This window comes from Caulobacter sp. 73W (genome assembly GCF_041021955.1).
Taxonomy (GTDB): Bacteria; Pseudomonadota; Alphaproteobacteria; order Caulobacterales; family Caulobacteraceae; genus Caulobacter.
In genome coordinates this window covers 1796379-1817229 of record NZ_CP158375.1, presented here as the reverse complement: position 1 = coordinate 1817229, position 20851 = coordinate 1796379, and the positions used below count along the sequence as shown (strand labels likewise).

The following is a 20851-nucleotide window of genomic DNA, read 5'->3' as shown; positions in this document are numbered from 1 at the left end:
GAGGATGGCGAAGACCAAGTCGATAGTTCTGGCGGCCTGCGCGGCCGTCTGCCTGACGGCGGGCGGCGCCCAGGCGGCGACAGCGGCGCGTTCGGAGTTCGGCAAGCTGGCCGATGGCCGCGCGGTGGGCGCGGTCACCCTGGCGAATGGACGCGGCGTCTCAGCCACGGTCATCGCATGGGGCGCGACCCTGCAGTCGGTGGTGATGCCCGACCGTGACGGCAAGCGCGCCGATGTGGCGCTCGGCTACGACAACATGGGCGACTATATCGCCAAGCCGCAGTACTTCGGCACGACGGTGGGGCGCTTCGCCAACCGCCTGGCGGCCGGCCGCTTCACTTTGGACGGCAAGACCTATCAGACGCCGGTCAACAACGGGGCCAATGCGCTGCACGGCGGCACGGCCGGCTTCGACAAGGTGCTGTGGGAGATCGTGTCGGTGAAGGACGGTCCGCAGGCGTCGGTGACCCTGCGCTATGTCAGTCCCGACGGCGACCAGGGCTATCCCGGCGCGATGACCGTCAACGCCACCTATTCCCTGGATGAGCGCGACCAACTGACGGTCGAGTACACCGCGACGACCGACAAGACGACGATCGTCAACATCACCAACCACGCCTACTGGAACCTGTCGGGCGAAGGATCGGCCAATGGCGCCATGGGGCATCTGCTGACCATCCCGGCCAAGTCCTACCTGCCCACCGACGCGGGCGCGATCCCGACGGGCGAGTTCCGTCCGGTGGCCGGCACGGTCTTCGATTTCCGCAAGCCGCGAGCAGTCGGCGACCGCGTGCGCGACGCCAGCGATCAGCAGATCGTCTTTGGCCGCGGCTACGACCACAACTGGGTGATCGGCCGCAAGGTGATCGACGGCCAGCAATTGATGGCGCGGGTGCAGGATCCGGCGTCGGGGCGCAGCTTCGAGCTGTGGTCCAACCAGCCGGGCGTGCAGTTCTATTCGGGAAACTTCCTGGACGGGACCAGCCACGGCAAGTCCAAGGCTGTCTACCGCATGGGCGACACGATCGTGCTTGAGCCGCAGAACTTCCCGGATGCGCCGAACCAGAAGGGTTTTCCGAGCGCGCGCCTGGAGCCCGGCCAGACCTATCGCAACGTCATGACTTTCCGCCTGAACTCTGGCCGCCTGAATTCGGGCGCACCGGCGGGCAAATAGGCGATCGGGACGGCAGGCTTTGCGCCTGCCGTTTTTGATCAGCCGGCGACGTCGCCCTTTTCCTCAATGAGGTCGAGCACGTCGCCGATCAGAGCACGCATGGCGGCGCGCGCCGCATCGGGATTGCGCGCCGCGATGGCGTCGCGGACAGCGGCATGGTCGGCGACGTTGGCGCTGCGTCCCTTAATCCGGTTGGTGAAGCGGATCGAGGTGCGCAGCGCGGTGCTGACCACGTTGCGCAGCTGAGCGTAGAACGGGTTGCGCGAGGCGTGCAGGATGGCGACGTGGAAGGCGATGTCGGCCTCCAGCGTGTCGTCCAGGCCGCGGTCGGCGGCCTCCATCCGGACAAGTCCCTCATTGATCCGTAGCAGGTCGTCCTCATCGGCGAACTGGGCGGCGAGCGCGGCGGCCTCCGGCTCGATGGCGACACGCAGCTGGTTGAACTGACGAAGCAGCTCGACCGAGAACTGCCGCTCAAGCAGCCAGCGCAGCACGTCGGTGTCGAACAGGTTCCAGGAGCTGGTCGGCTGGACCACGGTGCCCTGCCGGGGGCGGGCGCTGAGCAGGCCCTTGGCGGTGAGCATCTTCACCGCCTCGCGCGTCACCGAGCGGCTGACGCCGTGGCGCTTGGCGAGTTCGGCTTCCGTCGGAAACTGCTCGCGCTCGAACCGTCCCGTGACGATCGCGCGTCCGATGTTGTCGAGCAAGCCATAGGTCAGGTTCCGGCCAAGTTCGGGCTGGCTTCCTTCCGTCAGCGTCGTCAGTTCGCTCGCCAAGTCATCGCCTTCCTACCACTGTCACGCGGCCTGCATCCTACATGGTCCAGCACCGCTCGCTAGACAAGCCTAATTTATACGATAAATGTGCTTCCAGACTGGCGACCAACGTGCGCCGAAGGGGGAGTAATGCGATGACGACTTTGTCGCAAATCGATCTGATCGTCGTGGTGGTCTACGCCATCGGCATCTTCGGTCTGGCGCAATGGGTCAGTCGCGAAAAGACGGGCCACAAGAAGGACACGTCCGACTACTTCCTGGCTTCAAAATCACTGCCCTGGTGGGCGATCGGCGCGTCGCTGATCGCGGCCAACATCTCGGCCGAGCAGATCGTCGGCATGTCGGGCTCGGGTTATGCGCTCGGCCTGGCGATCGCATCCTACGAGTGGATGGCCGCGCTGACCCTGCTGATCGTCGGCAAGTTCTTTCTGCCGATTTTCCTGCGCAACGAGATCTACACGATGCCGCAGTTCCTGGAGCAGCGGTACGGTCGCGTGCTGCCGGTGCTGATGGCGGTGTTCTGGCTGGCGCTCTACGTATTCGTGAACCTGACGTCGATCATCTGGCTCGGCTCGATCGCGGTGAACAAGGTCGCGGGCGTGGACCAGGATACCGCGCTGATCGCGCTGGGCGCCTTCGCGCTGCTCTACCAGCTCTATGGCGGGCTGAAGGCCGTGGCCCTGACCGACATCGTGCAGGTCACCCTGCTGGTGCTGGGCGGTCTGGTCATCACCTACCTCACGCTCAACGAGATCGGCGGCGGCCAGGGCGTGATCGCCGGCTTCGGCGTTCTGACCGACCGCGTGCCGGGCCATTTCGACATGATCCTGGCCAGCGACCACCCCTTCTATAAGGACCTTCCCGGCGTCTCGGTGCTGGTCGGCGGCATGTGGATCGCCAACCTCAGCTACTGGGGCTTCAACCAGTACATCATCCAGCGCGCCTTGGCGGCCAAGAGCCTGGGCGATGCACAGAAGGGCGTCGTCTTCGCCGCTTTCCTCAAGCTCCTGATGCCGGTGATCATCGTGCTGCCCGGCATCGCCGCCGTGGTCTTGGCGCCGGAACTGGGCAAGCCCGACGAGGCCTATCCGACGATGATGAAGCTGCTGCCGCCCGGCCTGCTGGGCCTGGTCTTCGCAGCCTTGATCGCGGCGATCATCGCGTCGACGGCCAGCAAGATCAATTCGATCGCCACCATCTTCACCCTCGACCTCTACGCCAAAGCGCGGGGCATGAACACAAAGGCCGAGGCCGGCGCGGGCGGACATGAAAAGCACCTGGTGCTGGTCGGCCGCGTGGTCGCCGCCCTGGCGGTGGTGATCGCACTGCTGACCGCTCGCCCTCTGCTGGGCAAGTCGGATCAGGCGTTCCAGTTCATCCAGGAATTCTCGGGCTTCTTCACTCCGGGGATCACCGTGATCTTCCTGCTCGGCCTGTTCTGGAAGAAGGCCAGCGAGGCCGGCGCCATCGCCGCGGCGGTCGCCTCGGTCGTGCTGTCGTACGCTCTCAAGATGATACTGCCGCAGATCCCGTTCATGGACCGCATGGGCATCGTGTTCCTGTCCAGCCTCGCCCTGGCGGTCGTGCTGAGCCTGGCGGTCAAGGGGCGCGGCGACGCCAACCGGGTGACCATGGAGGGGGTGAGCTTCGCCACCTCGCGCAGCTTCAACATCGCCGGCGTCGGCGTCATCCTGATCCTGATCGCGCTCTACGCGACCTGGTGGTGAGGATGGGCGAGCCGTTCCTGGCGGTCGACTGGGGCACCACCAACCGCCGAGTCTACCGGATCGAGGACGGGAAGGTCGTGCGCACCGAGCGCGACGACCAGGGCGTCACGGCCGTCGGCGACTTCGATGCGGCCGTGGCCGACATCCGCACGCGCTTCGGCGACCTGCCGATGCTCCTGGCGGGGATGGTCGGCTCCAACATCGGCTGGCGTGTCGCGCCCTATGTGGCGGCGCCGGCGGGGATCGAGGCGATCGCCGCCAACCTCCTGCGCATCGATGCGCGCACGGCCATCGTTCCGGGCGTATCGACCCTGGCGGACGGTCGGCCTGACATCATGCGCGGCGAGGAGGTGCAACTGCTGGGCGCCGCCGGCGCCGGGCTCGTCCCCGCCGACGCGCTGCTCGCTCAGCCGGGCACCCATTGCAAATGGGCGACCATGGCTGGCGGCCGGATCGCTGGTTTCACTACGGCGATGACGGGGGAGCTGTTCGCTTTGCTGCGCGGCCACGGCCTGCTCGCCGCCCAGCTTGGGGGCGATGTTGCGAACGGCGCCGCCTTCCTCGAAGGAGTCGAGGACGCTAAACGGCGCGATCTTGCCGCCTCGCTGTTCGGCATCCGCGCCGCCAAGATACTGGGGACGCGCGACGACGCGGACGCCGCCGCCTATGCCAGCGGCCTGCTGATCGGGTCCGACGTCGCCGCCCGGCTGGACGCCTCCACTCACGACTGCGTCCACATCCTGTCCGGCCCGGAGCTGGGCGATCTCTACACGGCCGCGATCAAGGCCAATGGTTGCGCCGCCCGCCTGGTCGACAGCCACGCCGCCTTTGTCGCCGGCATCATCGCCATTGAGAGCCAGACCCGATGACCCACCTCGCCCAGTTCGACGCCGCCTTCGCCCGCTGCCCGCTGATCGCCATCCTCCGCGGCCTCACGCCCCAGGAGGCGGTTCCGGTCGGCGAGGCGCTGATCGAGGCCGGCTTCACCCTGATCGAGGTGCCGCTCAACTCTCCCGATCCGCTCGACAGCATCGAGCGTCTCGTCCGCGCTGCTGATGGACGGGCGATGGTCGGGGCCGGCACCGTGCTGCGTGAGGCGGACGTCGCCGCCGTCACGGATGTCGGTGGCACGCTGATCATCTCCCCCAATGCCAATACGGGCGTCATCGCCGCGTCGGCCGCTCGTGGGCTGATCTCGCTGCCAGGGGTGGCGACGCCGACCGAGGCCTTCGCGGCCATCGACGCCGGGGCCACGGCGCTGAAACTGTTCCCGGCCGAAGCGGCGTCGCCGACGGTGCTCAAGGCCATGCGCGCGGTGCTGCCCAAATCCATGCGCGTCCTGCCCGTGGGCGGCATCGCGCCCGACAATATGCAGCCTTGGCTGGACGCCGGCGCGGCTGGCTTCGGCCTTGGTTCGGCGCTCTATAAGCCCGGCCTTTCAGCGGCCGAGGTCCACGCCCGCGCCACGGCCTTCATCGCCGCCCTGTCGGCCGCCTGATCAAGAAAAAGGCCGCCGCGTCCAAGGAAGATGCGGCGGCTCAAGGGTGGTTCTGGTCGGGAGGAAGTCTACCAGTTCCACATGGTCCCGTCCGCCAGCCGGGCGACCGGCAGATAGGCGGGCTTGTAGGGATACTTGGCGGCGAGCTTCTCATCGATGTCGACGCCGTGGCCGGGCGTCTCGCCGCAATAGAGCAGGCCGTCCTCGAAGCGATAATCATGCGGGAAGACCGCATCGGTCTCTTGCGAGTGGCGCATGTATTCCTGGATGCCGAAGTTGGGGACCCAGGTGTCGAAGTGCAGGGCTGTGCCCATGGTCACCGGCGACAGGTCGGTGGCGCCATGGCAGCCGGTGCGGATCTGGTAGAGGCTGGCGAGGTCCGCGATGCGGCGCAGGTGCGTGACGCCGCCCGCGCCGACGATGGTCGAGCGGATGTAGTCGATCAGCTGATTCTGGATCAGGTCCTTGGCGTCCCAGATCGTGTTGAAGATCTCGCCCACGGCCAGGGGCGTGACCGTGTGCTGGCGGATCAGCTTGAAGGCTTCCTGGTTCTCGGCCGGAGTGACGTCTTCCAGCCAGAACAGCTGGTAGGGCTCAAGCATCTTGCCCAGGTTGGCCGCCTCCTGCGGCGTGTAGCGGTGGTGGCCGTCATGCAGCAGGTGGTGGTCGAAGCCGTAGGTCGCGCGCAGCTTCTCGAACAGCTTGGGCACATGGTTCAGCGCCTTGCGCGTGTCCCAGCCGGTGACGCTGGGCAGGGCGGCGTCCGCCGGCTCGTAATAGAGCTTGCCGCGGCCCACGCCGTAGGCGTCCTTGATGCCGGGCACGCCGGTCTGGGCGCGGATCGCCTTGTAGCCCAGGTCAATGTACTGACCGACCGCATCCACGGTCTCTTCGATGTCGCCGCCATTGGCGTGGCCATAGACCATCACCCCGTCGCGACTGCGCCCGCCCAGTAATTGATAGAGCGGCATGCCGGCCATCTTGGCCTTGATGTCCCAAAGGGCCACGTCGACGGCGGCGATGGCGCGCATGGTCACCGGACCCCGGCGCCAGTAAGCGCCGCGATAGAGGTACTGCCAGATTTCCTCGATCCGCCGCGGGTCCATGCCGATCAGGCACGGGGCCACGTGATCTTGCAGATATGAGACGACCGACAGCTCGCGGCCGTTCAGCGTGGCGTCGCCGATGCCATAAACGCCCTGATCGGTCTCGATCTTCAGGGTGACGAAATTGCGCCCCGGGCAGGTGACGATGACGCGGGCGGCGGTGATCTTCATGGGCGGCTCACTTGGATGTCGGTTTTATCATACAAATAACCGATTTGAGGCGCAATCGACAACGTGCCTCGCAAGGCGCGTTCAGGCGCGACCGTCGACTTCCCTTCGACCGGATCGCCGACCACGGCGGTGGCGAAATGCGGAACGAAGACGGAGGTGCGATTAGGCGAATGAAAGAGGCGCGCGCGGCGAGGCGCCTGCCTTACTTGGGTTGGACGCCGAAGCGCGACAGCACGTTGCGGGTGATGACCTGGATGAACGGATCCTTGGCGGCTAGGCCGTGCGCCCATTCGGTGGTGCCGGTGTTGAACACCTCTCCGGCGCCGCGTTTGAAACTGGCGAGCACGGCGTGGCCGCGCAGCACCTTGGCCTGGGCGGCGGGGCTGTCGTCGTCGAACATCACCTTGGCGATGACGTCCAGTTTCTCGGGCGGGATGATCGGGTCATAGCCCCGTCCGGCTTCCTCGCCGAAGGCGCAGGGGGCGAGGCCGATGATCTGCAGGTCCTGCGGCACGCCCAGCATCGGCGTGGCGCGGGGCAGTCCGTCATCACCGAACTGGAAGCGGCAGCCGTCGCTCTCATAGCCGATGAGCGGCAGATCGCCGCCAATGACGTCGCCGTAGAACAGGTCCGAGCCAGCCAGCGCCCAATGGTGATCGTTATAGATCGTGAAGCCGCCTTGCCCGCGGGCGACGCAAAGGCCCAGGCGGTGGTATCCTCCGAACACGAAGCTGAGGCCGGTCAGTTCGGCTTCGGGGCGGGCGAAGGCCGGATGCGACCAAAGATGCGTCGCGTTTTGGGGATCGATCTGGTCGGCCTCGTCCTCGAAGCCGCGCCACTTCTTGCAGACATAGGTCCGTCCCTCGTCCTCCCAGCGGACTTTCCAAAAGCAAGTGTTGCCCGACAGGATGGCCAGGCCCCCGCCATCGTCGACGAAGCGCTCGACCTGGTCTCGCTCCTTGCCCGACCAGTATTCGCTGTGGCCGACAAAGAGGGCGCAGGCGTAGCCCGCCAGCACATCATCCTCGGCGTCGAGGTCGTAGTCGGTATGGAAGTCCAGCACGTAGCCCTCAGCCTCCGCCCAGGCCACGAAGGCATGCTCCCACTTGTTGAGGAAGCCGGCCGAGCCGTCATAGGGCGAGGCGCGATTGGCCAGCATCCAGGTCATGTCCGACGCGAAGGGCGGCTCCTGGAATTGGCGCTTGCGCATATTGACCAAGCGGGGCGCGTCCTGCGGCGCCCCGACGATCAGCGATGAGAAGGGGCGCTCGGTGGACAGCACGCCGATGGCGCCGGCCATGGCCTCGGGAAACGGCTTCTTGCCCGTCATCAGTGCGGTGACGTCGCAATAGGCGTTGGCCCCGCCCCACCAGTTGTAGGCGTGGTAGGTGTTGGTCGCCAGGACCAAAGCGGCGTCGGCCCGCCGCTCTCCACGGGGCGGGCGCACGCAGACGAAGTGGCGGGCGACCTGCCCGGCGGCGTCGGTCAAAACCAGATCATAGTAGCCTGACCGCCAGTCGCTTCCGATGGTCAGGCTCGTCGTGACGCTCCACCCGCAACCCTTCGCGTCGGCGTCCTGGGGGACCGGCTGGGAGCGGCACTCGATCCCTTCGAGGGTGAGGACGCTCTTGTGTTCTGCTCCGATGCGCACCGCCTCGATCCGGCAGGGACCTTGCGCGCTGATGAACAGGCTGACGGCGTCGCCGGGGCGGGCGCTGAGGCGGTCGGAATAGAATGCGGGCATGCGGCCTCCCTCTCTCACCGACGACGGTAGTTTGAATTATCGTATTGGCAAGACCGCTTTCGGCGCAATGGCCTGTGAGGCGCGCGCGTTCGGTTCGTGGGCGCCGCGCGCCTGCTTTGCACGCAACCTGTTCCAATCGAAGTGACTTGCAAACATAGTCTTCGGTACTGAATAGTAGCGACTACCATAATCAGAGCCGCGCATCTGACGGTGCGAAAAGTGCTCAGCTGTAGGGGGATAAGTGATGAAAGCGTTTTGGTTCGCCACCGCAGCCGCCGCCTCGCTCGCCGGGGCCGCCGCTGCTCAGACCGCAACAGACACGAGCGGCTTCGCCATCGAAGAGATCGTTGTCACCGCTCAGAAGCGTTCAGAAAACCTCCAGGACGTGCCCGTATCGGTCACCGCCCTGACCGCGAGCGCCTTGCAGGATCAGGGCGTCAACAACGTCATGGGCCTCAACAACGTCGCGCCCGGCCTTCGGGTGAGCGCCGGCGACGCGGCCGCCAACCCGAAGATCTACATCCGTGGGGTTGGGCTTTCAGACTTCAATCCAAACGCTTCCAGCGGCGTGGGCGTCTATGTGGACGGCGTGTTCGTCGGCTCGCCGCTGGCGCAGATGGCCGGCTTCTTCGACCTGGCCCAGGTGGAGGTCCTGCGTGGACCGCAGGGCACGCTCTATGGGCGAAACACCAACGGCGGCGCGATCAACGTCACCACCAAGCGCCCGACCTTCCACTGGACCGGCGAGACGCGCGCCGAATACGCCACCTATGATGCGGTCAATCTGCAGGGCGGGATCAGCGGTCCCCTGATCGAAGACAAGCTGGCCTTCCGTCTGGCCGGCCAGTTCGTCGAGGACGGCGGCTACACCTTCAACCGGGTGACCGGCGAGGACGTCAACGCCGCCAAGAACTGGGCCGGGCGGCTGTCGCTGCTTTACACGCCCCACGAGGACGTGGAGGTGTTCAGCAAGTTCGAACGCTTCTCCAACCGCGGCGACGCGACCCTTCCCCAGCATCGCGCTCTGTTTCCCGGGACACCTGCCGTGGCCGGATCCAACGGGCTTTGCCTGCCCAGCGCCTACGCCAGCGGGGGCTGCACCGACCTGATGGGCTATGCCGACACAGACGGGAACATCCGGGCTGGCGACTACAATCAGCAGGGCAAGGACCGGGTCGATCTGTGGAACGCCTCGACGCAGATCGACTGGGACCTGGGATCGGTGGCTCTGGTGTCGGTCACCGCCTATCAGCACGCCAACCGCAACGCGCTGGAGAACACCGACTCCAGTCCTATGCAGATGATCGAGATCAACTACCGGGCGCGGGCCAAGGCCTTCACCCAAGAGGTGCGTCTGCAGTCGGACGACGAGGCGGCCTTCAAATGGGTCGTCGGCGGCTTCTACATGGACGAAACCATCCGCGACGACAGCCTGCAGGACGTTCTTCGCGACTATCGACCGTTCTTCGTGTCGCCCGAAAACCCGCTAGGGATCAGCCCGGACGATAGCGTGGCGGTTTTCGGCTATCCCTACACCCAGAAGACCAAGAGCTACGCGCTCTTCGGTCAGGCCGACTACAGCCTCTCCGAGCGCCTGACCATAACCGGCGGCCTGCGGTATTCGGCGGACGACAAGAGCTTCGATTACCGCAGCGAGATCGAAGACGGCCTGGCCACCATCCTGACGTCCAAGCAGGACAAGACGTTCTCCGCATGGTCGGGCCGGGTGGGCGCGCGCTATGCGCTGACCGACGACGTCAACATCTACGCCACCTACAACCGCGGCTTCAAAAGCGGCGGCTTCTTCGGCGGTCTGGCGACCAGTCCCGATCAGCTGGAGCCCTACGCCAATGAAAAGCTCGACGCGTTCGAGGTCGGGTTCAAGGGCCAGTTCTTCGATCGCCGCCTGCGCTTGAACGCGTCCGGCTTCTACTACGACTACCAGGACCAGCAGGTCTTCGCCCAGGCGCTGCGCAACGGCCTGACCGTGCTGGTGCTGGACAACGCCGCCAGCTCCAAGGTCTGGGGGGCGGAGTTCGAGCTGACCGCCAAGCCGACGGCGAACCTGCAACTGGACGCGGGCCTGTCGCTGCTCGACGCCGAATACGGCGAGTTCGTCTCCGAAGGGCAGGACTATACCGGCAACCGTCTTCCCCAGGCGCCCAAGGCGACCCTGAACCTGGCGGCCGCCCATTCCCTGCCCCTGGGCTCGGCGGGCGAGATCTTCACGCGTCTGGACGCCACCTATTCGTCGAAGATCTACTTCGACAACTCCAACGCCGAGCGCCTGTCGCAGGACGGCGTGTGGGTGGCGGGCGCTCAGGTCAGCTGGCGTGCGCCTAAGGGCGGCGTGGAAGCGGGCCTGTTCGCGCGTAACCTGTTCGACGAGGATTGGGTGGTGTCGATCTCCAACATCGACAGCCTGGGCGTCGATCTTCTGACCTACAATCGACCCCGCAGCCTTGGCGTTTTCCTGCGCTATAGCTACTAAACGCTGACCGGCGGGGCCGCGCGCCCCGCCGGCATGCTCCGCCCAAGGAGCCCGAGGAGACGAGCATGGCCAAGATGCGGCCGGCGCCATCATCGCAAGATACGCCGCTCGACACCAAGCTTGCTCCAACCCAGGCGCGGGCCCGCGCGACCTTCGAGACCGTCCTGGTCACCGCCGGCGCCCTTCTGGCCGAGGTGGGTTTCGAGCGTCTGTCCACCAACATGGTGTGCCAGCGCGCCGGGCTGACGCCGCCGGCGCTCTATCGATACTTTCCGAACAAATACGCCATCCTCAGCGAGCTGGGCCGTCGTCTGATGGACGCCCAGGACGAGGCGGTGTTCGCCTGGATCGCCGATGGCGGGCTGGAGGCGCGGACCCTTGATGAGGCCGTGGCCAAGAACTTGGCGGTTCAGACCAAGGTCAACCAGATCACCCGCGAGGCGCCTGGCGGGGTGTGGATCTTGCGCGCCATGCGGGCGGTGCCGCTGCTGCACGAGATCCGCGTCAGCTCGCGCGACCGCGTGGCGCGCCACTTGGCCACGCACATGCAGACGCTCTATCCCGGCGCGTCAGTCGAAGAACTGATGGCCGCCACCCGGCTATCGACAGAGTTGATGTACGCGGCCACCGAGATGGCCCTGGAAGAGCCGGCCGCTGAAGAGGCGCGGATCAACGAGGAGGTCTGTCGGATGATTAGCCTCTACTACGCCCACTTCGACGCCCGGCGGTTCAAGGCCTGACCAGGGCGGCTCGTTTCCCCACCCAGCCTGACGCGACGAGCATGGCCAGAGCTGCGGCGACCGCGACGGCCGAGAACGCGGCGACGCCCTCGATCCCCTGACGTTCGACCACAAGCGAGGCGACCAGCGGTCCACACGCGCTGCCGAGCAGTTGAGCGGCGCCCAACTGCATCGCCCCGCGCCGGGTCGGATCAAGGTCGATCAGCAGAGCGGTGTGGAAGGGCAGGCTGAACAGCCAGGCGAAGCCGAACAGCCCTGACGCCGCGACGAAGATCATCAACGACGGCGCGGCCCATTGGCCGGCCAGGGCCAGGGCTCCGACGATCATCGCCGCCGCGAGGGTGCGCCTGGGGGGTAGTCGACCGCCTCCGATCATGGCCGCCAGGCCGCCCGTCACCTGGGCTGCGAGCACGGCGGCGGTGGCTAGGCCGGCCGCTTGCTGCGGCAGGCCGGCATGCGCCGCTAGGGGCTCCAGGTAGACGAATGGCGCCACGATGAAGGCCATCTGCAGGAAGGCTGTCGCCAGTCCGATCCAGGCCGGGGCGGACAGCAGGCCGCGCGCTTGGTCCTGCCGGGGCGGATCGGCCAACTGGTCGGGACCGCGCCAGACGACGACGGCGATCAGCGCCGAAAGGGCCGCCAGACTGGCCAAGCCCCCCGCCGCGCCGGCGACGGCCATGGCGGTGAGAGGCAAGACAGCGGCGATCGCCAGTTGGGCCAGGGTCTGAACGGTGACGAAGGCGGCGGCCAGGCGTTCGGGCCGATGGGCGCGCGCGATCATCGCCACGCAGGACCACAGCATCACGCCGGCCAGGGCGCCGCTGAGGCCGCGCAGGGCGACCAGCTGACCGGCGGCGGCGTTGACGCAAGCCAGGTTGGCGGCCCCGTGAGCCGCGGCGGCCAGGCATAGGATCAGGCGCATGCGGCGGGTGGGCAGCAGGGCCGCCGAGGCGCCGCAGGCGATGCCGATGGCCAGGAGCTCGACCGTCGCCGCCACGCCGATCTGCGACAGGTCCAGGCGCCCTTCGTGCTCCAGGGCGCCGAGAATGACGGGCTGAAGGCCCGCGATCAGGATCGCGACCACGCCGACCATGAAGAGGACGAGGCTTGGCCGCGACGACGTCATGTCCTGCCCCATTCGGTTCATGCCTTGGATCCCGCCTTGGGGGTTTGGCCGTAGCGGGCGAAGGCCTGGCCGATCTCGGCCATCTGACCATCGTCGAGAAGCTTGGGGCCGCCGATCGCCAGACACCCCCAATAGACCGCCGCCTGCTCCTCGATCTCCTCGGCCACCAGAAGGGCAAGATCGAGGTTGGGCCCCAGGGCGATCTGGCCGTGGTTGGCCATCAGCGCGGCGCGGCGTCCCGCCAGGGTCTGCACAACCGACTGGGCCAAGGCTTCGGAGCCGAAGGTGGCGTAGGGGGCGACCGGCACGCTTGGGCCTCCGCTGACGGCGACCATGTAGTGGACCGGCGGGATCGGGCGTCCGGCGCAGGCCAGGATGGTGGCGTGCCGTGAATGGCAGTGGACGACCGCCCCGGCGTCGGGGCGCAGCGCCAGGATGGCGTGGTGCATCCGCCATTCGCTGGAGGGCTTGGCCTGTCCGTCGGCGATTTCGCCGGCCGGGCCGATGCGCACCATCAGCTCGGGCGTGAGGCGCTGGGGCGGCACGCCGCTGGGCGTGACCAGCATGTCTGGGCCAAGGCGCGCGCAGATGTTGCCGGACGTGCCGCGGTTGAGGCCGCGCTCGTCCATGGCGCGCATGACCTCGACCATTTTCTCGCGCAGGGCGGTTTCCTCCGAATCCATGTCTTCAGCCTCTCAGGGGAAGATCGTGCATGGCTGTGACCACGGCGTCGAAATCCTTCAGGGCGCCGTAGACGCCCAGGCCCTGGGCGACGAGGGCCGCCGCTGCCGTGGCGAACCGGGCCGCCTCCAGCGGCGGCATGGACTGAGCCAGTCCCCGTACGAAAGCCGCGCAGAAGGCGTCGCCGCAACTGGTGGTGTCGACCGGACGGATCTCATGGGCAGGCAGGCGCGTGGTCTCGCCCGCCAGGCGAACCACCACGCCGCGCGGGCCGTCCTTGATGAAGACGCCTCGAGGACCCAGGGCCGCCAACTCTTCCGCCGCCGCGGCGAGATCCTCCTGGCCAGTCAGATGACGGGCCTCCTCGGCGCTTGGCAGCAGGTAGTCCACGTGCGGCGCCAGACGCTCCAGCTCCTGGCGGGCGGTGGGCTGCGGCGAGATGATGTCCAAGGTGACGACCGCGCCGCCCGCCTTGGCCGCCTTCAGGAGGCGCGCGCCTTCCCCGCCGTCGAGCTTGGGGCCGCCGATGCCGCCATAGTGGACGAAGTCGCTTCCGCCGGCCGCCTTGACGGCGGCGTCGTTGACCTCGGCGAACAGGCCCGCGCCCAGGGCATGGAAATTGGGTCGGCGTCCCTGGCTGTCGACAGCCAGGATCGTGGTTGAGGTCGGAAAGCCGGCCAGCACCGCCAGGTGGTCCAGGCGAACAGAGCCTTCCTCGAGGCCTAACCGCACGCAGCGACCGGTGAAGTCATCGCCCACCGCGCCAAGCAAAGAGACGTCCAGGCCCAGGCGCGCGGCGATCAAAGCCGCGCCCGCCGCAGTCCCGGCCGGATTGACCGCGATGCCTTCGACGAGGGTGGTTCCCTCACCGCTTGGCAGGGCGTCGATGGCCCGTCCCGTCACGTCCAGCGTGGTCAGTCCCACGCACATCAGGCTCTTGGTCATGGCCGCTCTCCCTTCAGCGACTTGATTGGTAGCGCAATTTATCTATGGTAGTCAAAACTACTCTTAGGAGCTGGCTCATGGACTGGACCAACAGCAAGGACCGAGCGCTGCGCGAGCGCGCCATGGCGGTGATTCCCAACGGGATGTACGGCCACCAGTCGGTGATGCTTTTGCCCGATGACTATCCGCAGTTCTTCAAGGGGGGGCGCGGCGCGCACCTGTGGGATGTGGACGGCAACCGATACCTGGACTTCTTGTGCGGCTACGGCCCCAACCTGTTCGGCTACGGTCATGAGGGCATCGACAACGCCTACGTCGCCCGCATGAGAGAGGGCGACACCCTCACCGGGCCGGGCGAGGCGATGGTCGAACTGGCCGAGGCGATGACCCGCCAGGTGACCCACGCCGACTGGGCGATGTTCTGCAAGAACGGCACCGACGCCACCACCATGGCGCTGATGACGGCGCGCAACCACACGCGCAAGAACACCATCGTCCTGGCCAAAGGCGCCTATCACGGGGCGGCGCCGTGGTGCACGCCGCTGAAGTTCGGCGTCGCGCCTTCGGACCGCGCCAATCAGATTTTCTACGAGTACAACGACGTCGAGAGCCTGGAAGCGGCCGTGCGGGCCGCCGGGACCGATCTGGCGGCGATCTTCGCCTCGCCGATCAAGCATGACACCTTCGTCGATCAGCAGAACCCGAGCGTCGAATACGCCAAGCGCGCCCGCGAGCTCTGCGACGAGCATGACGCTCTGCTGATCGTCGACGATGTGCGGGCGGGCTTCCGCCTGGCGCGCGATTGCAGCTGGTCGCGGGTGGGCGTGCAGCCTGATCTTTCGACCTGGGGCAAGGCCATCGCCAACGGCCATCCGATCTCGGCGTTGCTGGGCTCTGACAAGGCGCGGTTCGCCGCGGCGATGATCTATGTCACCGGCTCGTTCTGGTTCTCCACCGCGCCCATGGCTGCGGCCCTGGAGACCCTGCGCCTGATCCGCGAGACCGACTATCTGGAGCGCACCCAGGCGCTGGGCCTTCGCCTGCGCCAGGGCCTGGATGAGGCGGCCGGCCGCCACGGCTTTGGTCTGCGCCAGACCGGCCCGGCCGAGCTGCCGCTGATCATGTTCGAGGACGATGAGCACCTGTCCAAGGGCTACTTCTGGAACGAGCAGCTCCTGAAGCGAGGCGTCTACTTCCATCCCTGGCACAACATGTTCATCTGCGCGGCCATGACCGATGCGGACATCGACTTCGCGGTCGAAGCCGGCGATGAGGCGTTCAAGCTGCTCAAGGCCGCCGGCCCCCTGGAGCCGGTCGCCAAGCTGCAGTTCCTGCATCAGGTCATGGCCGAGCAGGAGGGCTGAGCGCCGGTCTGGTCACCGGGTGCGCCGGCCGTCAGGCGCCGTCGCTTGCAGTGGCGCGGACCGGCTCGTAACGCGACATGAACTGCCGTTCCACCCTGAACGGATCGTTCTCTAGCTGGGCGGGTACGTCGAACAGCATCGTTGAACGGCGCTTGAGGTCGTAGGAACGCCAGGAGGGAAGGCCAGGGTGGTTGGGGTCGCCCGTATGGGCGAAGGCGAGCCATGCCTCAGCCATCATTTGGGTCATAGCACGGGTCGCGTCGCTCTGTGGCCCCGTCAGGTGCGGGACCTTGTCGACATTGTCGAACATGAACGGCAGGTCGAGGGTGTGCTGGCTTAGACGCCGCCCGCCCTCAGCGGGCGAACGCCAGGTAAGCTGGTACATCCAGGTTGGGTTGTCCGCACCGTTCAGTGCGTCGCGTCGCTCGGCCATCAGTACGGCGTTCTTGATGTAGGAACGCCAGGAAGTGATGCGGAAGAAGAGCTCGGCAGGCGTCGCTTGCGGCGCTGACGTCTTGAACACCGTAATCGCTTCTGCGACGTCGCCGGGCGGCAGGAACCGCATCAGCCGCCCGGCGAGTTGAGTCTCGTCGATGCCGTATATGGTCGGGTCGCGGCCGAGCTGATTGGACAGCTCCGTCTGGGTAGTCCCCACCAGCATCGGGACCTTGGCGGTCGCGCGCGGAGCGTCGGGAATGAACGGGTGGGCCGAAAAGGAGACCCCGTCCATGACCGGCTCGAACCGATAGCCCGCGGCGCCGATCACCTTGCGCTGCGCGATGATCAGGTCCCGCAAGGGGACGTCCTGCAGCGCCCGGGGCGTCGCGGCCGAAAGGGTCTTCATCAGCGCGTCGCTCAAGGTTGCGGCCTGGTCGGGCGTCTGCACCAACAGGTGCGAGCCTGATTGGACGATCCCTTTGTGGAAGAGGCCAGGCGCCTCCGACCCGGCGAAGCAGACGCTCACCTTTCGGCCGCCGCCGGATTGGCCGTAGATCGTCACGTTGTCGGGATCGCCGCCAAAGGCTTCGATGTTGGCCCGCACCCATTTGAGGGCTTCGATCAGGTCCAGGTAGCCGACATTGCCCGAGCGGGCCCAGTCTGGGTCGGCCGAAGACAGATCGCAAAAGCCCAGCACGTTGAGGCGATGGTTGATCGTGCAGACCACGACATCGCCGCGCCTGGCCATCCGCGTCCCGTCATAGACCGGGCTCGCGCCAGAGCCGGCCTCGAAGCCGCCGCCGTGGAACCACACCATCACCGGCCGTCTGGACGTCCGCGCCGCCTGAGGCGTCCACACGTTGATGCGCAGGCAGTCCTCGCTCATGGCCTGCGTCGAAGCCAGGGCGCTTGGGATCTGAGGGGCCTGATCACCGTAATCAAGCGCGTCGCGTACGCCGGCGAAGGCCTCGGCGGGCCTCGGCGGCATGAAGCGTCCCGCCCCTTGGGTCGAGGCGCCGTAGCGCATGCCCTTGAAGACATGGACGCCGTTCTCCACGCGGCCGCGATAGCGGCCCTGCGCCGTCTCCACCAAGGTCTCGTCGCCGGCCCGGGCGAGGCCGGCGCCGGCGGCGGCGAAGGCGGCGCCGAGAATCAGGCGGCGAGAGGGCGCGTAGGCGGGCATAGGCGTCTCCGGAAAGCGAGCTTAGTCTTTGTCGGGAAGGGGGCTTTGCGCGCGTCGCGCCCAGTAGCGGCGAAACGAGCCGCGCGGATCGTCGGCCACGGCCGGATGTTCGCCGAAGACCATGGTGGCCCGGCGGTCGGGATCGTAGGCCGGCCACGAACCAAGCCGCGAGGTGGCTGGATCGCCGGTGGCCGCAAAGGCGACGAAGGCGCCCGCCAAGGCATCGGCGAGGCGGCGGTTCGTGTCAGTAGGCCCGTAGAGCGGCAGGCGGACGTCATGCATGGCGGCGGCCACATCGATGCCGTGCGGGGCGCCGTAGCGGCCGCCCCATGCGGGGCTGGGTTGCGTCCAAAGATAGCTCCAGACCGCAGCGCCGCCCTTGGCCGCCTGGGCGGCCTTACGCTCGGCGATCAGCGCCGCGCCGCGCCTATAGGTCTGGTCGGTCACGGCGCGGGCGCAGAGAATGAAGGGCGTGGCGTTCGGATCATCCTGGCGGTAGCGGGAAAGCACTTGCGGCCCCTCTTCACCCGCTAAGGCCTCGAAGCGTTTTAGCGCGCCGTCCCAGGTCATGTGGAAATCGCGCTCGCGATAGGTGCGCTCGTCCAGCACGGTGCTGACCATCAGCGGCACGTGCGCGGAGACCTGCGGCGCGTCGGGATCGAAGGGATGGCGCGGCAGGGCGTCGCCGAGCACCGGCGCGAAGCTGTTGGGCGCCTCGCCGCGTCGCCGCGCCTCCGCCTCGATCCGCATCTGGGCGACGAGGATCGTCCGGTACGGTAGGGCCTGAAGCTGGCGCAGCTGGCCGCGTTGCAGGCCCAAAGCGGACAGCAGTTCGCTGCTGGCCTTGGCCGCGTCTTCGCGCTCGACCGCGCGAAGGCGTGGCCCGCTCATTACCGCCGCGCGGTGGAAGAGGCCCTTGGCCGAAGGCATGGCCATCAGATGACAGACCTTCGCACCGCCTCCGGACTGGCCGAAGATCAGGACGCGGGACGGATCGCCGCCGAACCGGTCAATGTTCGTGCGCACCCAGCCAAGAGCCGCCACCAGGTCCTGCAGGCCCGCGACGCCCGCGTCGGCGAAGGCGCCGTCGTCGCCCAGGTGCAGGTACCCAAAGGCGCTCAGACGGTGATTGACGGTGACCACAACGCAGTCGCCGAACCGCGCCAGCATCTCCCCGTCCGAGCCTGGACCGTTTGAGGAGCCGCCGTAGAAGCCGCCGCCGTGGAAGCGTACCAGAACCGGCCGCTTGGCGCCGTCGAGGGCCGGGGTCCAAAGATTGAGGACTAGGCAGTCCTCGCCCATGCCGCCTGGCTGCACGTCATTGAGGATGAGATCGGCGTAGTCATGTCGACGGTCGCCCGGCGCCTGGGGGGCGACGGAGCCGAAATCTAGGCAGTCGCGCACGCCGATCCACGACTTTACGGGCTGCGGCGGTAAGAAGCGATTGGGGCCCGCGGTCGAAGCGCCGTAGGGCACGCCGCGAAAGGCGCTGATCCCGCCGGTCCGAAGGCCGCGAATCTTGCCGTCGGCGGTCTGCGCCACCGGGAAGACCTGCGTCTCGTCGAGCGCGGCGGCGAGGCCCGTCCCGCCAAATCCGGCAAGACCGCTGGCGAACGCGCCGGTCAGAAGGCCGCGCCGGTTGGTGAGCAGAGCCATGGCGCGCCTTCCCTAGAGCAAGGCCGGACCCAGCGCCGCCCAGGCGGCGTCGGCGCTGAGTTGAGCTGATCCAAAGCCCATGGTCGCCACCACCAGGTCGCGGCTTGGCAGGACGAAGCAGAACTGGCCCCGCGCCCCGGCGGCGAAAGCCATGTCGCGTGGGGCGCCCGTCACGCGGCCGCTGGCGTTCAGCCACCACAAGAAGCCGTAGGCCGGATTAAGCGGCGAAGGGGTGAGGGACTGGGTCACATAGTCGGCGGCGATGAGCTGTCTGCCGCCCCACATTCCCTTGTCCAGATAAAGCTGGCCCAGTCGCGCCATGTCACGGCACGACAAAAGGATCGATCCGCCGATACGGATGTTGCCGGCCCTGTCGACGCCTTCGTTCTGATAGGCGAACACCTCGCAGCCCAGAGGGCGGACGAGCTCGTCCATCATGTAGGCGTGGCTGCTGCGTCCGGACGCGGCGGCGACGATATCGGCCAGATGATCGGCGGCTGCGCCGTCGTAATAGAACTGGCCGCCGGCGGGGATCGTCCTGCCATAGCCCGGCGGCGATCCCGTCTCGCCCTTGTCTTGCCACCGATACTCGTCGCCCGCAGACGGCGCCAAGGCCGGCTGGTCGAGGCGCCTTGGCGGGCGCGAACTTGGCTTGACGTTCAAGGTGCCGCCCGAAGTCATGGTCAGGAGATGGCGGATGGTGACCTCCGGTCGCAGGCCCGACTGCGCCGAGGGGTGATAGCGCTCGGCCCGGTCGTCCAGCTTCAGAAGACCCTGTGTGATCGCCCGGCCGACCATCGCCCCGCCCCAGGACTTGCCGGAGGAGAACGACACATTGCCCCAGGTCGCCTCGTCCCGATGCCAGGGGTTGGCCCAGTAACGCTCGAAGACGAGGCGTCCGCCGCGCACGACGACCAGGCCCTGGCGCTCGCCGGCCGCGCCGAGTTGGTCGGCCGCCCGCTCCAGGCTGGCGACTTGCAGGCCGACGCTCTGCGGCGAGGCGACCGCCCACGGCCCGCGCCCGGGACCGCGGGCGGACGGAGCGCCCGGCCCCTTATCAATGCGCGCGGCGCCCGCGCAGCCGCCCAGGGCGAGCGCGGCGGCTGCCACGAATTGGCGGCGGTCTAGCGTCCCTGAGATCCCAGCGTGCATGTTACCTTCTGTTCCGTCAGGCGGAACGGCGTTTCGTTCTTACGGCTAATAGTCGAACGCTTGTTCGAAATGTCAATGCGCCGACCTTGCGGCTCGCCGTCGCCGCTCGTAAGCCAGGGACGCAGACGAGGAGCCGTGCGTTGGACCAGTCGGTGATGAGGGCGTTTTCGATCCTCGAAGCGGTGGCCAGGGCGCCGGCGCCGGTTCGACTGTCCGATGTCGCCCAGAATCTGGCGCTGCAGAAGAGCACCGTCCATCGCCTGCTGCGCACCTTGATGGCGCTCGGCTATGTCGACCAGGAGCCGGTCACCGATCGCTATCGTCCAACCCTGAAGGCGTGGGAGATCGGCATGGGCGCGGTCAGCCAGCATCCCGTGCGCCGCGCGGCTGCGCCCTTCATGGCCGATCTTCACGCCGCCACGGCCGAGACGGTGAGCCTGACCGTCCTTAGCGGGGACGACGTGCTCTTTTTGGACAAGCTTGTGTCACCCCGGCCGATGCGCTTCAGCACCGGGCCCGGCAGTCGTGTGCCGGCCCCCTTGGCGGCGGGTGGGCAAGCCATCTTGGCTCACGCGCCGGACGCCGCGGCGATCGTCGAGCGGGTCGCCGCGCGCCTGCTCAATCGGCGCGACTTCGATGCGGCCGCTTTCATGGACGAGCTGGAGGCGATCCGCCGGCGCGGCTACGCCATGTCTCGCCCCGAAAGCGACGTCGTCGCCATCGCCGCGCCCATCATGAGCCGCGATGGGCGCGCCGCCGGCGCCCTGACCATATCGGGGCCGGCCTCCCGGCTCGATGAGCCGCAGCTGGCCAAGACCGCTGAGGCCCTCCTGCTCGCCACCGCCCGCCTCGCCGAAACCGTCGGCCAAATCTAAATCC

General features: G+C 67.4%; 17 protein-coding genes. 8 read left to right on the top strand and 9 right to left on the bottom strand.

All coding sequences use genetic code 11. The features are described 5' to 3' along the window. Window positions 1-4: 4 nt before the first annotated feature. On the top strand, window positions 5-1174 hold the full coding sequence (locus ABOZ73_RS08545) for an aldose epimerase family protein (RefSeq protein ID WP_369062322.1): 1170 nt from the start codon (window positions 5-7) through the stop codon (window positions 1172-1174). Between the two features lie 38 nt (window positions 1175-1212). Here ABOZ73_RS08545 and ABOZ73_RS08540 read toward each other — a convergent pair whose 3' ends face one another. Further along, window positions 1213-1950, bottom strand: coding sequence for a FadR/GntR family transcriptional regulator (locus ABOZ73_RS08540; protein ID WP_369062321.1), 738 nt, complete (start codon window positions 1948-1950; stop codon window positions 1213-1215). Window positions 1951-2084: 134 nt separating this feature from the next. Here ABOZ73_RS08540 and ABOZ73_RS08535 point away from each other — a divergent pair, with 134 nt between their 5' ends. From ABOZ73_RS08535 to ABOZ73_RS08525, 3 genes are read left to right on the top strand one after another with little or no spacing between them, the layout of a single operon-like run. Further along, the gene (locus ABOZ73_RS08535) at window positions 2085-3677 is read left to right on the top strand and encodes a sodium/sugar symporter (RefSeq protein WP_369062320.1); all 1593 of its coding nucleotides are present in this window, start codon (window positions 2085-2087) and stop codon (window positions 3675-3677) included. Between the two features lie 2 nt (window positions 3678-3679). Continuing rightward, window positions 3680-4546, top strand: coding sequence for a 2-dehydro-3-deoxygalactonokinase (locus ABOZ73_RS08530; protein WP_369062319.1), 867 nt, complete (start codon window positions 3680-3682; stop codon window positions 4544-4546). Next, entirely contained in the window at window positions 4543-5175 is a 633-nt protein-coding gene (locus tag ABOZ73_RS08525; RefSeq protein ID WP_369062318.1) for a 2-dehydro-3-deoxy-6-phosphogalactonate aldolase, read from the top strand. The genes ABOZ73_RS08530 and ABOZ73_RS08525 overlap by 4 nt, the downstream gene beginning before the upstream one ends. Before the next feature lie 68 nt (window positions 5176-5243). On the opposite strand, the gene manD is transcribed toward ABOZ73_RS08525, so the two are convergent. Both manD and ABOZ73_RS08515 read right to left on the bottom strand, forming a co-directional pair. Next, window positions 5244-6452 (bottom strand): D-mannonate dehydratase ManD, encoded by a 1209-nt coding sequence (gene manD, locus ABOZ73_RS08520; protein WP_369062317.1) that lies wholly within the window; start codon window positions 6450-6452, stop codon window positions 5244-5246. Window positions 6453-6654: 202 nt separating this feature from the next. Continuing rightward, window positions 6655-8196, bottom strand: a complete 1542-nt coding sequence (locus ABOZ73_RS08515) for a N,N-dimethylformamidase beta subunit family domain-containing protein (RefSeq protein ID WP_369062316.1) — start codon at window positions 8194-8196, stop codon at window positions 6655-6657. A gap of 244 nt (window positions 8197-8440) precedes the next feature. Here ABOZ73_RS08515 and ABOZ73_RS08510 point away from each other — a divergent pair, with 244 nt between their 5' ends. Next, window positions 8441-10687, top strand: coding sequence for a TonB-dependent receptor (locus tag ABOZ73_RS08510; RefSeq protein WP_369062315.1), 2247 nt, complete (start codon window positions 8441-8443; stop codon window positions 10685-10687). A 65-nt stretch (window positions 10688-10752) separates the two neighbouring features. After that, entirely contained in the window at window positions 10753-11427 is a 675-nt protein-coding gene (locus ABOZ73_RS08505) for a TetR/AcrR family transcriptional regulator (protein ID WP_369062314.1), read from the top strand. Here ABOZ73_RS08505 and ABOZ73_RS08500 read toward each other — a convergent pair. Genes ABOZ73_RS08500 through ABOZ73_RS08490 form a run of 3 tightly spaced genes read right to left on the bottom strand, consistent with a single transcriptional unit; the run spans window position 11417 to window position 14179 of the window. After that, on the bottom strand, window positions 11417-12574 hold the full coding sequence (locus ABOZ73_RS08500) for a hypothetical protein (protein WP_369062313.1): 1158 nt from the start codon (window positions 12572-12574) through the stop codon (window positions 11417-11419). The genes ABOZ73_RS08505 and ABOZ73_RS08500 overlap by 11 nt on opposite strands. Then, complete coding sequence (locus tag ABOZ73_RS08495) at window positions 12571-13236, bottom strand: class II aldolase/adducin family protein (RefSeq protein WP_369062312.1); 666 nt, start codon at window positions 13234-13236, stop codon at window positions 12571-12573. Before ABOZ73_RS08495 ends, ABOZ73_RS08500 begins: the two co-directional genes overlap by 4 nt. 4 nt (window positions 13237-13240) lie before the next feature. Next, a complete protein-coding gene (locus tag ABOZ73_RS08490; protein WP_369062311.1) occupies window positions 13241-14179 on the bottom strand; it encodes a carbohydrate kinase family protein in 939 nt (312 codons plus the stop codon). Between the two features lie 77 nt (window positions 14180-14256). On the opposite strand from ABOZ73_RS08490, the gene ABOZ73_RS08485 reads away from it, so the two are divergent. Continuing rightward, a complete protein-coding gene (locus ABOZ73_RS08485) occupies window positions 14257-15543 on the top strand; it encodes an aminotransferase class III-fold pyridoxal phosphate-dependent enzyme (protein WP_369062310.1) in 1287 nt (428 codons plus the stop codon). Window positions 15544-15574: 31 nt separating this feature from the next. Here the strand turns inward: ABOZ73_RS08485 and ABOZ73_RS08480 are convergent, their stop codons facing one another. Genes ABOZ73_RS08480 through ABOZ73_RS08470 form a run of 3 tightly spaced genes read right to left on the bottom strand, consistent with a single transcriptional unit; the run spans window position 15575 to window position 19972 of the window. After that, the gene (locus ABOZ73_RS08480; RefSeq protein WP_369062309.1) at window positions 15575-17164 is read right to left on the bottom strand and encodes a carboxylesterase/lipase family protein; all 1590 of its coding nucleotides are present in this window, start codon (window positions 17162-17164) and stop codon (window positions 15575-15577) included. A gap of 21 nt (window positions 17165-17185) precedes the next feature. Further along, the gene (locus tag ABOZ73_RS08475) at window positions 17186-18820 is read right to left on the bottom strand and encodes a carboxylesterase/lipase family protein (protein ID WP_369062308.1); all 1635 of its coding nucleotides are present in this window, start codon (window positions 18818-18820) and stop codon (window positions 17186-17188) included. Between the two features lie 12 nt (window positions 18821-18832). Continuing rightward, a complete protein-coding gene (locus ABOZ73_RS08470; protein WP_369062307.1) occupies window positions 18833-19972 on the bottom strand; it encodes a serine hydrolase domain-containing protein in 1140 nt (379 codons plus the stop codon). An 86-nt stretch (window positions 19973-20058) separates the two neighbouring features. Here ABOZ73_RS08470 and ABOZ73_RS08465 point away from each other — a divergent pair, with 86 nt between their 5' ends. After that, complete coding sequence (locus ABOZ73_RS08465; protein ID WP_369062306.1) at window positions 20059-20847, top strand: IclR family transcriptional regulator; 789 nt, start codon at window positions 20059-20061, stop codon at window positions 20845-20847. Window positions 20848-20851: the final 4 nt, after the last annotated feature.

Excerpts from the sequence above, each read along its gene's own strand:
- ABOZ73_RS08545 (WP_369062322.1), top strand. The coding sequence starts at position 5 with ATGGCGAAGACCAAGTCGATAGTTCTGGCGGCCTGCGCGGCCGTCTGC.
- ABOZ73_RS08535 (WP_369062320.1), top strand. The coding sequence starts at position 2,085 with ATGACGACTTTGTCGCAAATCGATCTGATCGTCGTGGTGGTCTACGCC.
- ABOZ73_RS08530 (WP_369062319.1), top strand. The coding sequence starts at position 3,680 with ATGGGCGAGCCGTTCCTGGCGGTCGACTGGGGCACCACCAACCGCCGA.
- ABOZ73_RS08525 (WP_369062318.1), top strand. The coding sequence starts at position 4,543 with ATGACCCACCTCGCCCAGTTCGACGCCGCCTTCGCCCGCTGCCCGCTG.
- manD (WP_369062317.1), bottom strand. The coding sequence starts at position 6,452 with ATGAAGATCACCGCCGCCCGCGTCATCGTCACCTGCCCGGGGCGCAAT.
- ABOZ73_RS08515 (WP_369062316.1), bottom strand. The coding sequence starts at position 8,196 with ATGCCCGCATTCTATTCCGACCGCCTCAGCGCCCGCCCCGGCGACGCC.
- ABOZ73_RS08510 (WP_369062315.1), top strand. The coding sequence starts at position 8,441 with ATGAAAGCGTTTTGGTTCGCCACCGCAGCCGCCGCCTCGCTCGCCGGG.
- ABOZ73_RS08505 (WP_369062314.1), top strand. The coding sequence starts at position 10,753 with ATGGCCAAGATGCGGCCGGCGCCATCATCGCAAGATACGCCGCTCGAC.
- ABOZ73_RS08500 (WP_369062313.1), bottom strand. The coding sequence starts at position 12,574 with ATGAACCGAATGGGGCAGGACATGACGTCGTCGCGGCCAAGCCTCGTC.
- ABOZ73_RS08495 (WP_369062312.1), bottom strand. The coding sequence starts at position 13,236 with ATGGATTCGGAGGAAACCGCCCTGCGCGAGAAAATGGTCGAGGTCATG.
- ABOZ73_RS08490 (WP_369062311.1), bottom strand. The coding sequence starts at position 14,179 with ATGACCAAGAGCCTGATGTGCGTGGGACTGACCACGCTGGACGTGACG.
- ABOZ73_RS08485 (WP_369062310.1), top strand. The coding sequence starts at position 14,257 with ATGGACTGGACCAACAGCAAGGACCGAGCGCTGCGCGAGCGCGCCATG.
- ABOZ73_RS08480 (WP_369062309.1), bottom strand. The coding sequence starts at position 17,164 with ATGCCCGCCTACGCGCCCTCTCGCCGCCTGATTCTCGGCGCCGCCTTC.
- ABOZ73_RS08475 (WP_369062308.1), bottom strand. The coding sequence starts at position 18,820 with ATGGCTCTGCTCACCAACCGGCGCGGCCTTCTGACCGGCGCGTTCGCC.
- ABOZ73_RS08470 (WP_369062307.1), bottom strand. The coding sequence starts at position 19,972 with ATGCACGCTGGGATCTCAGGGACGCTAGACCGCCGCCAATTCGTGGCA.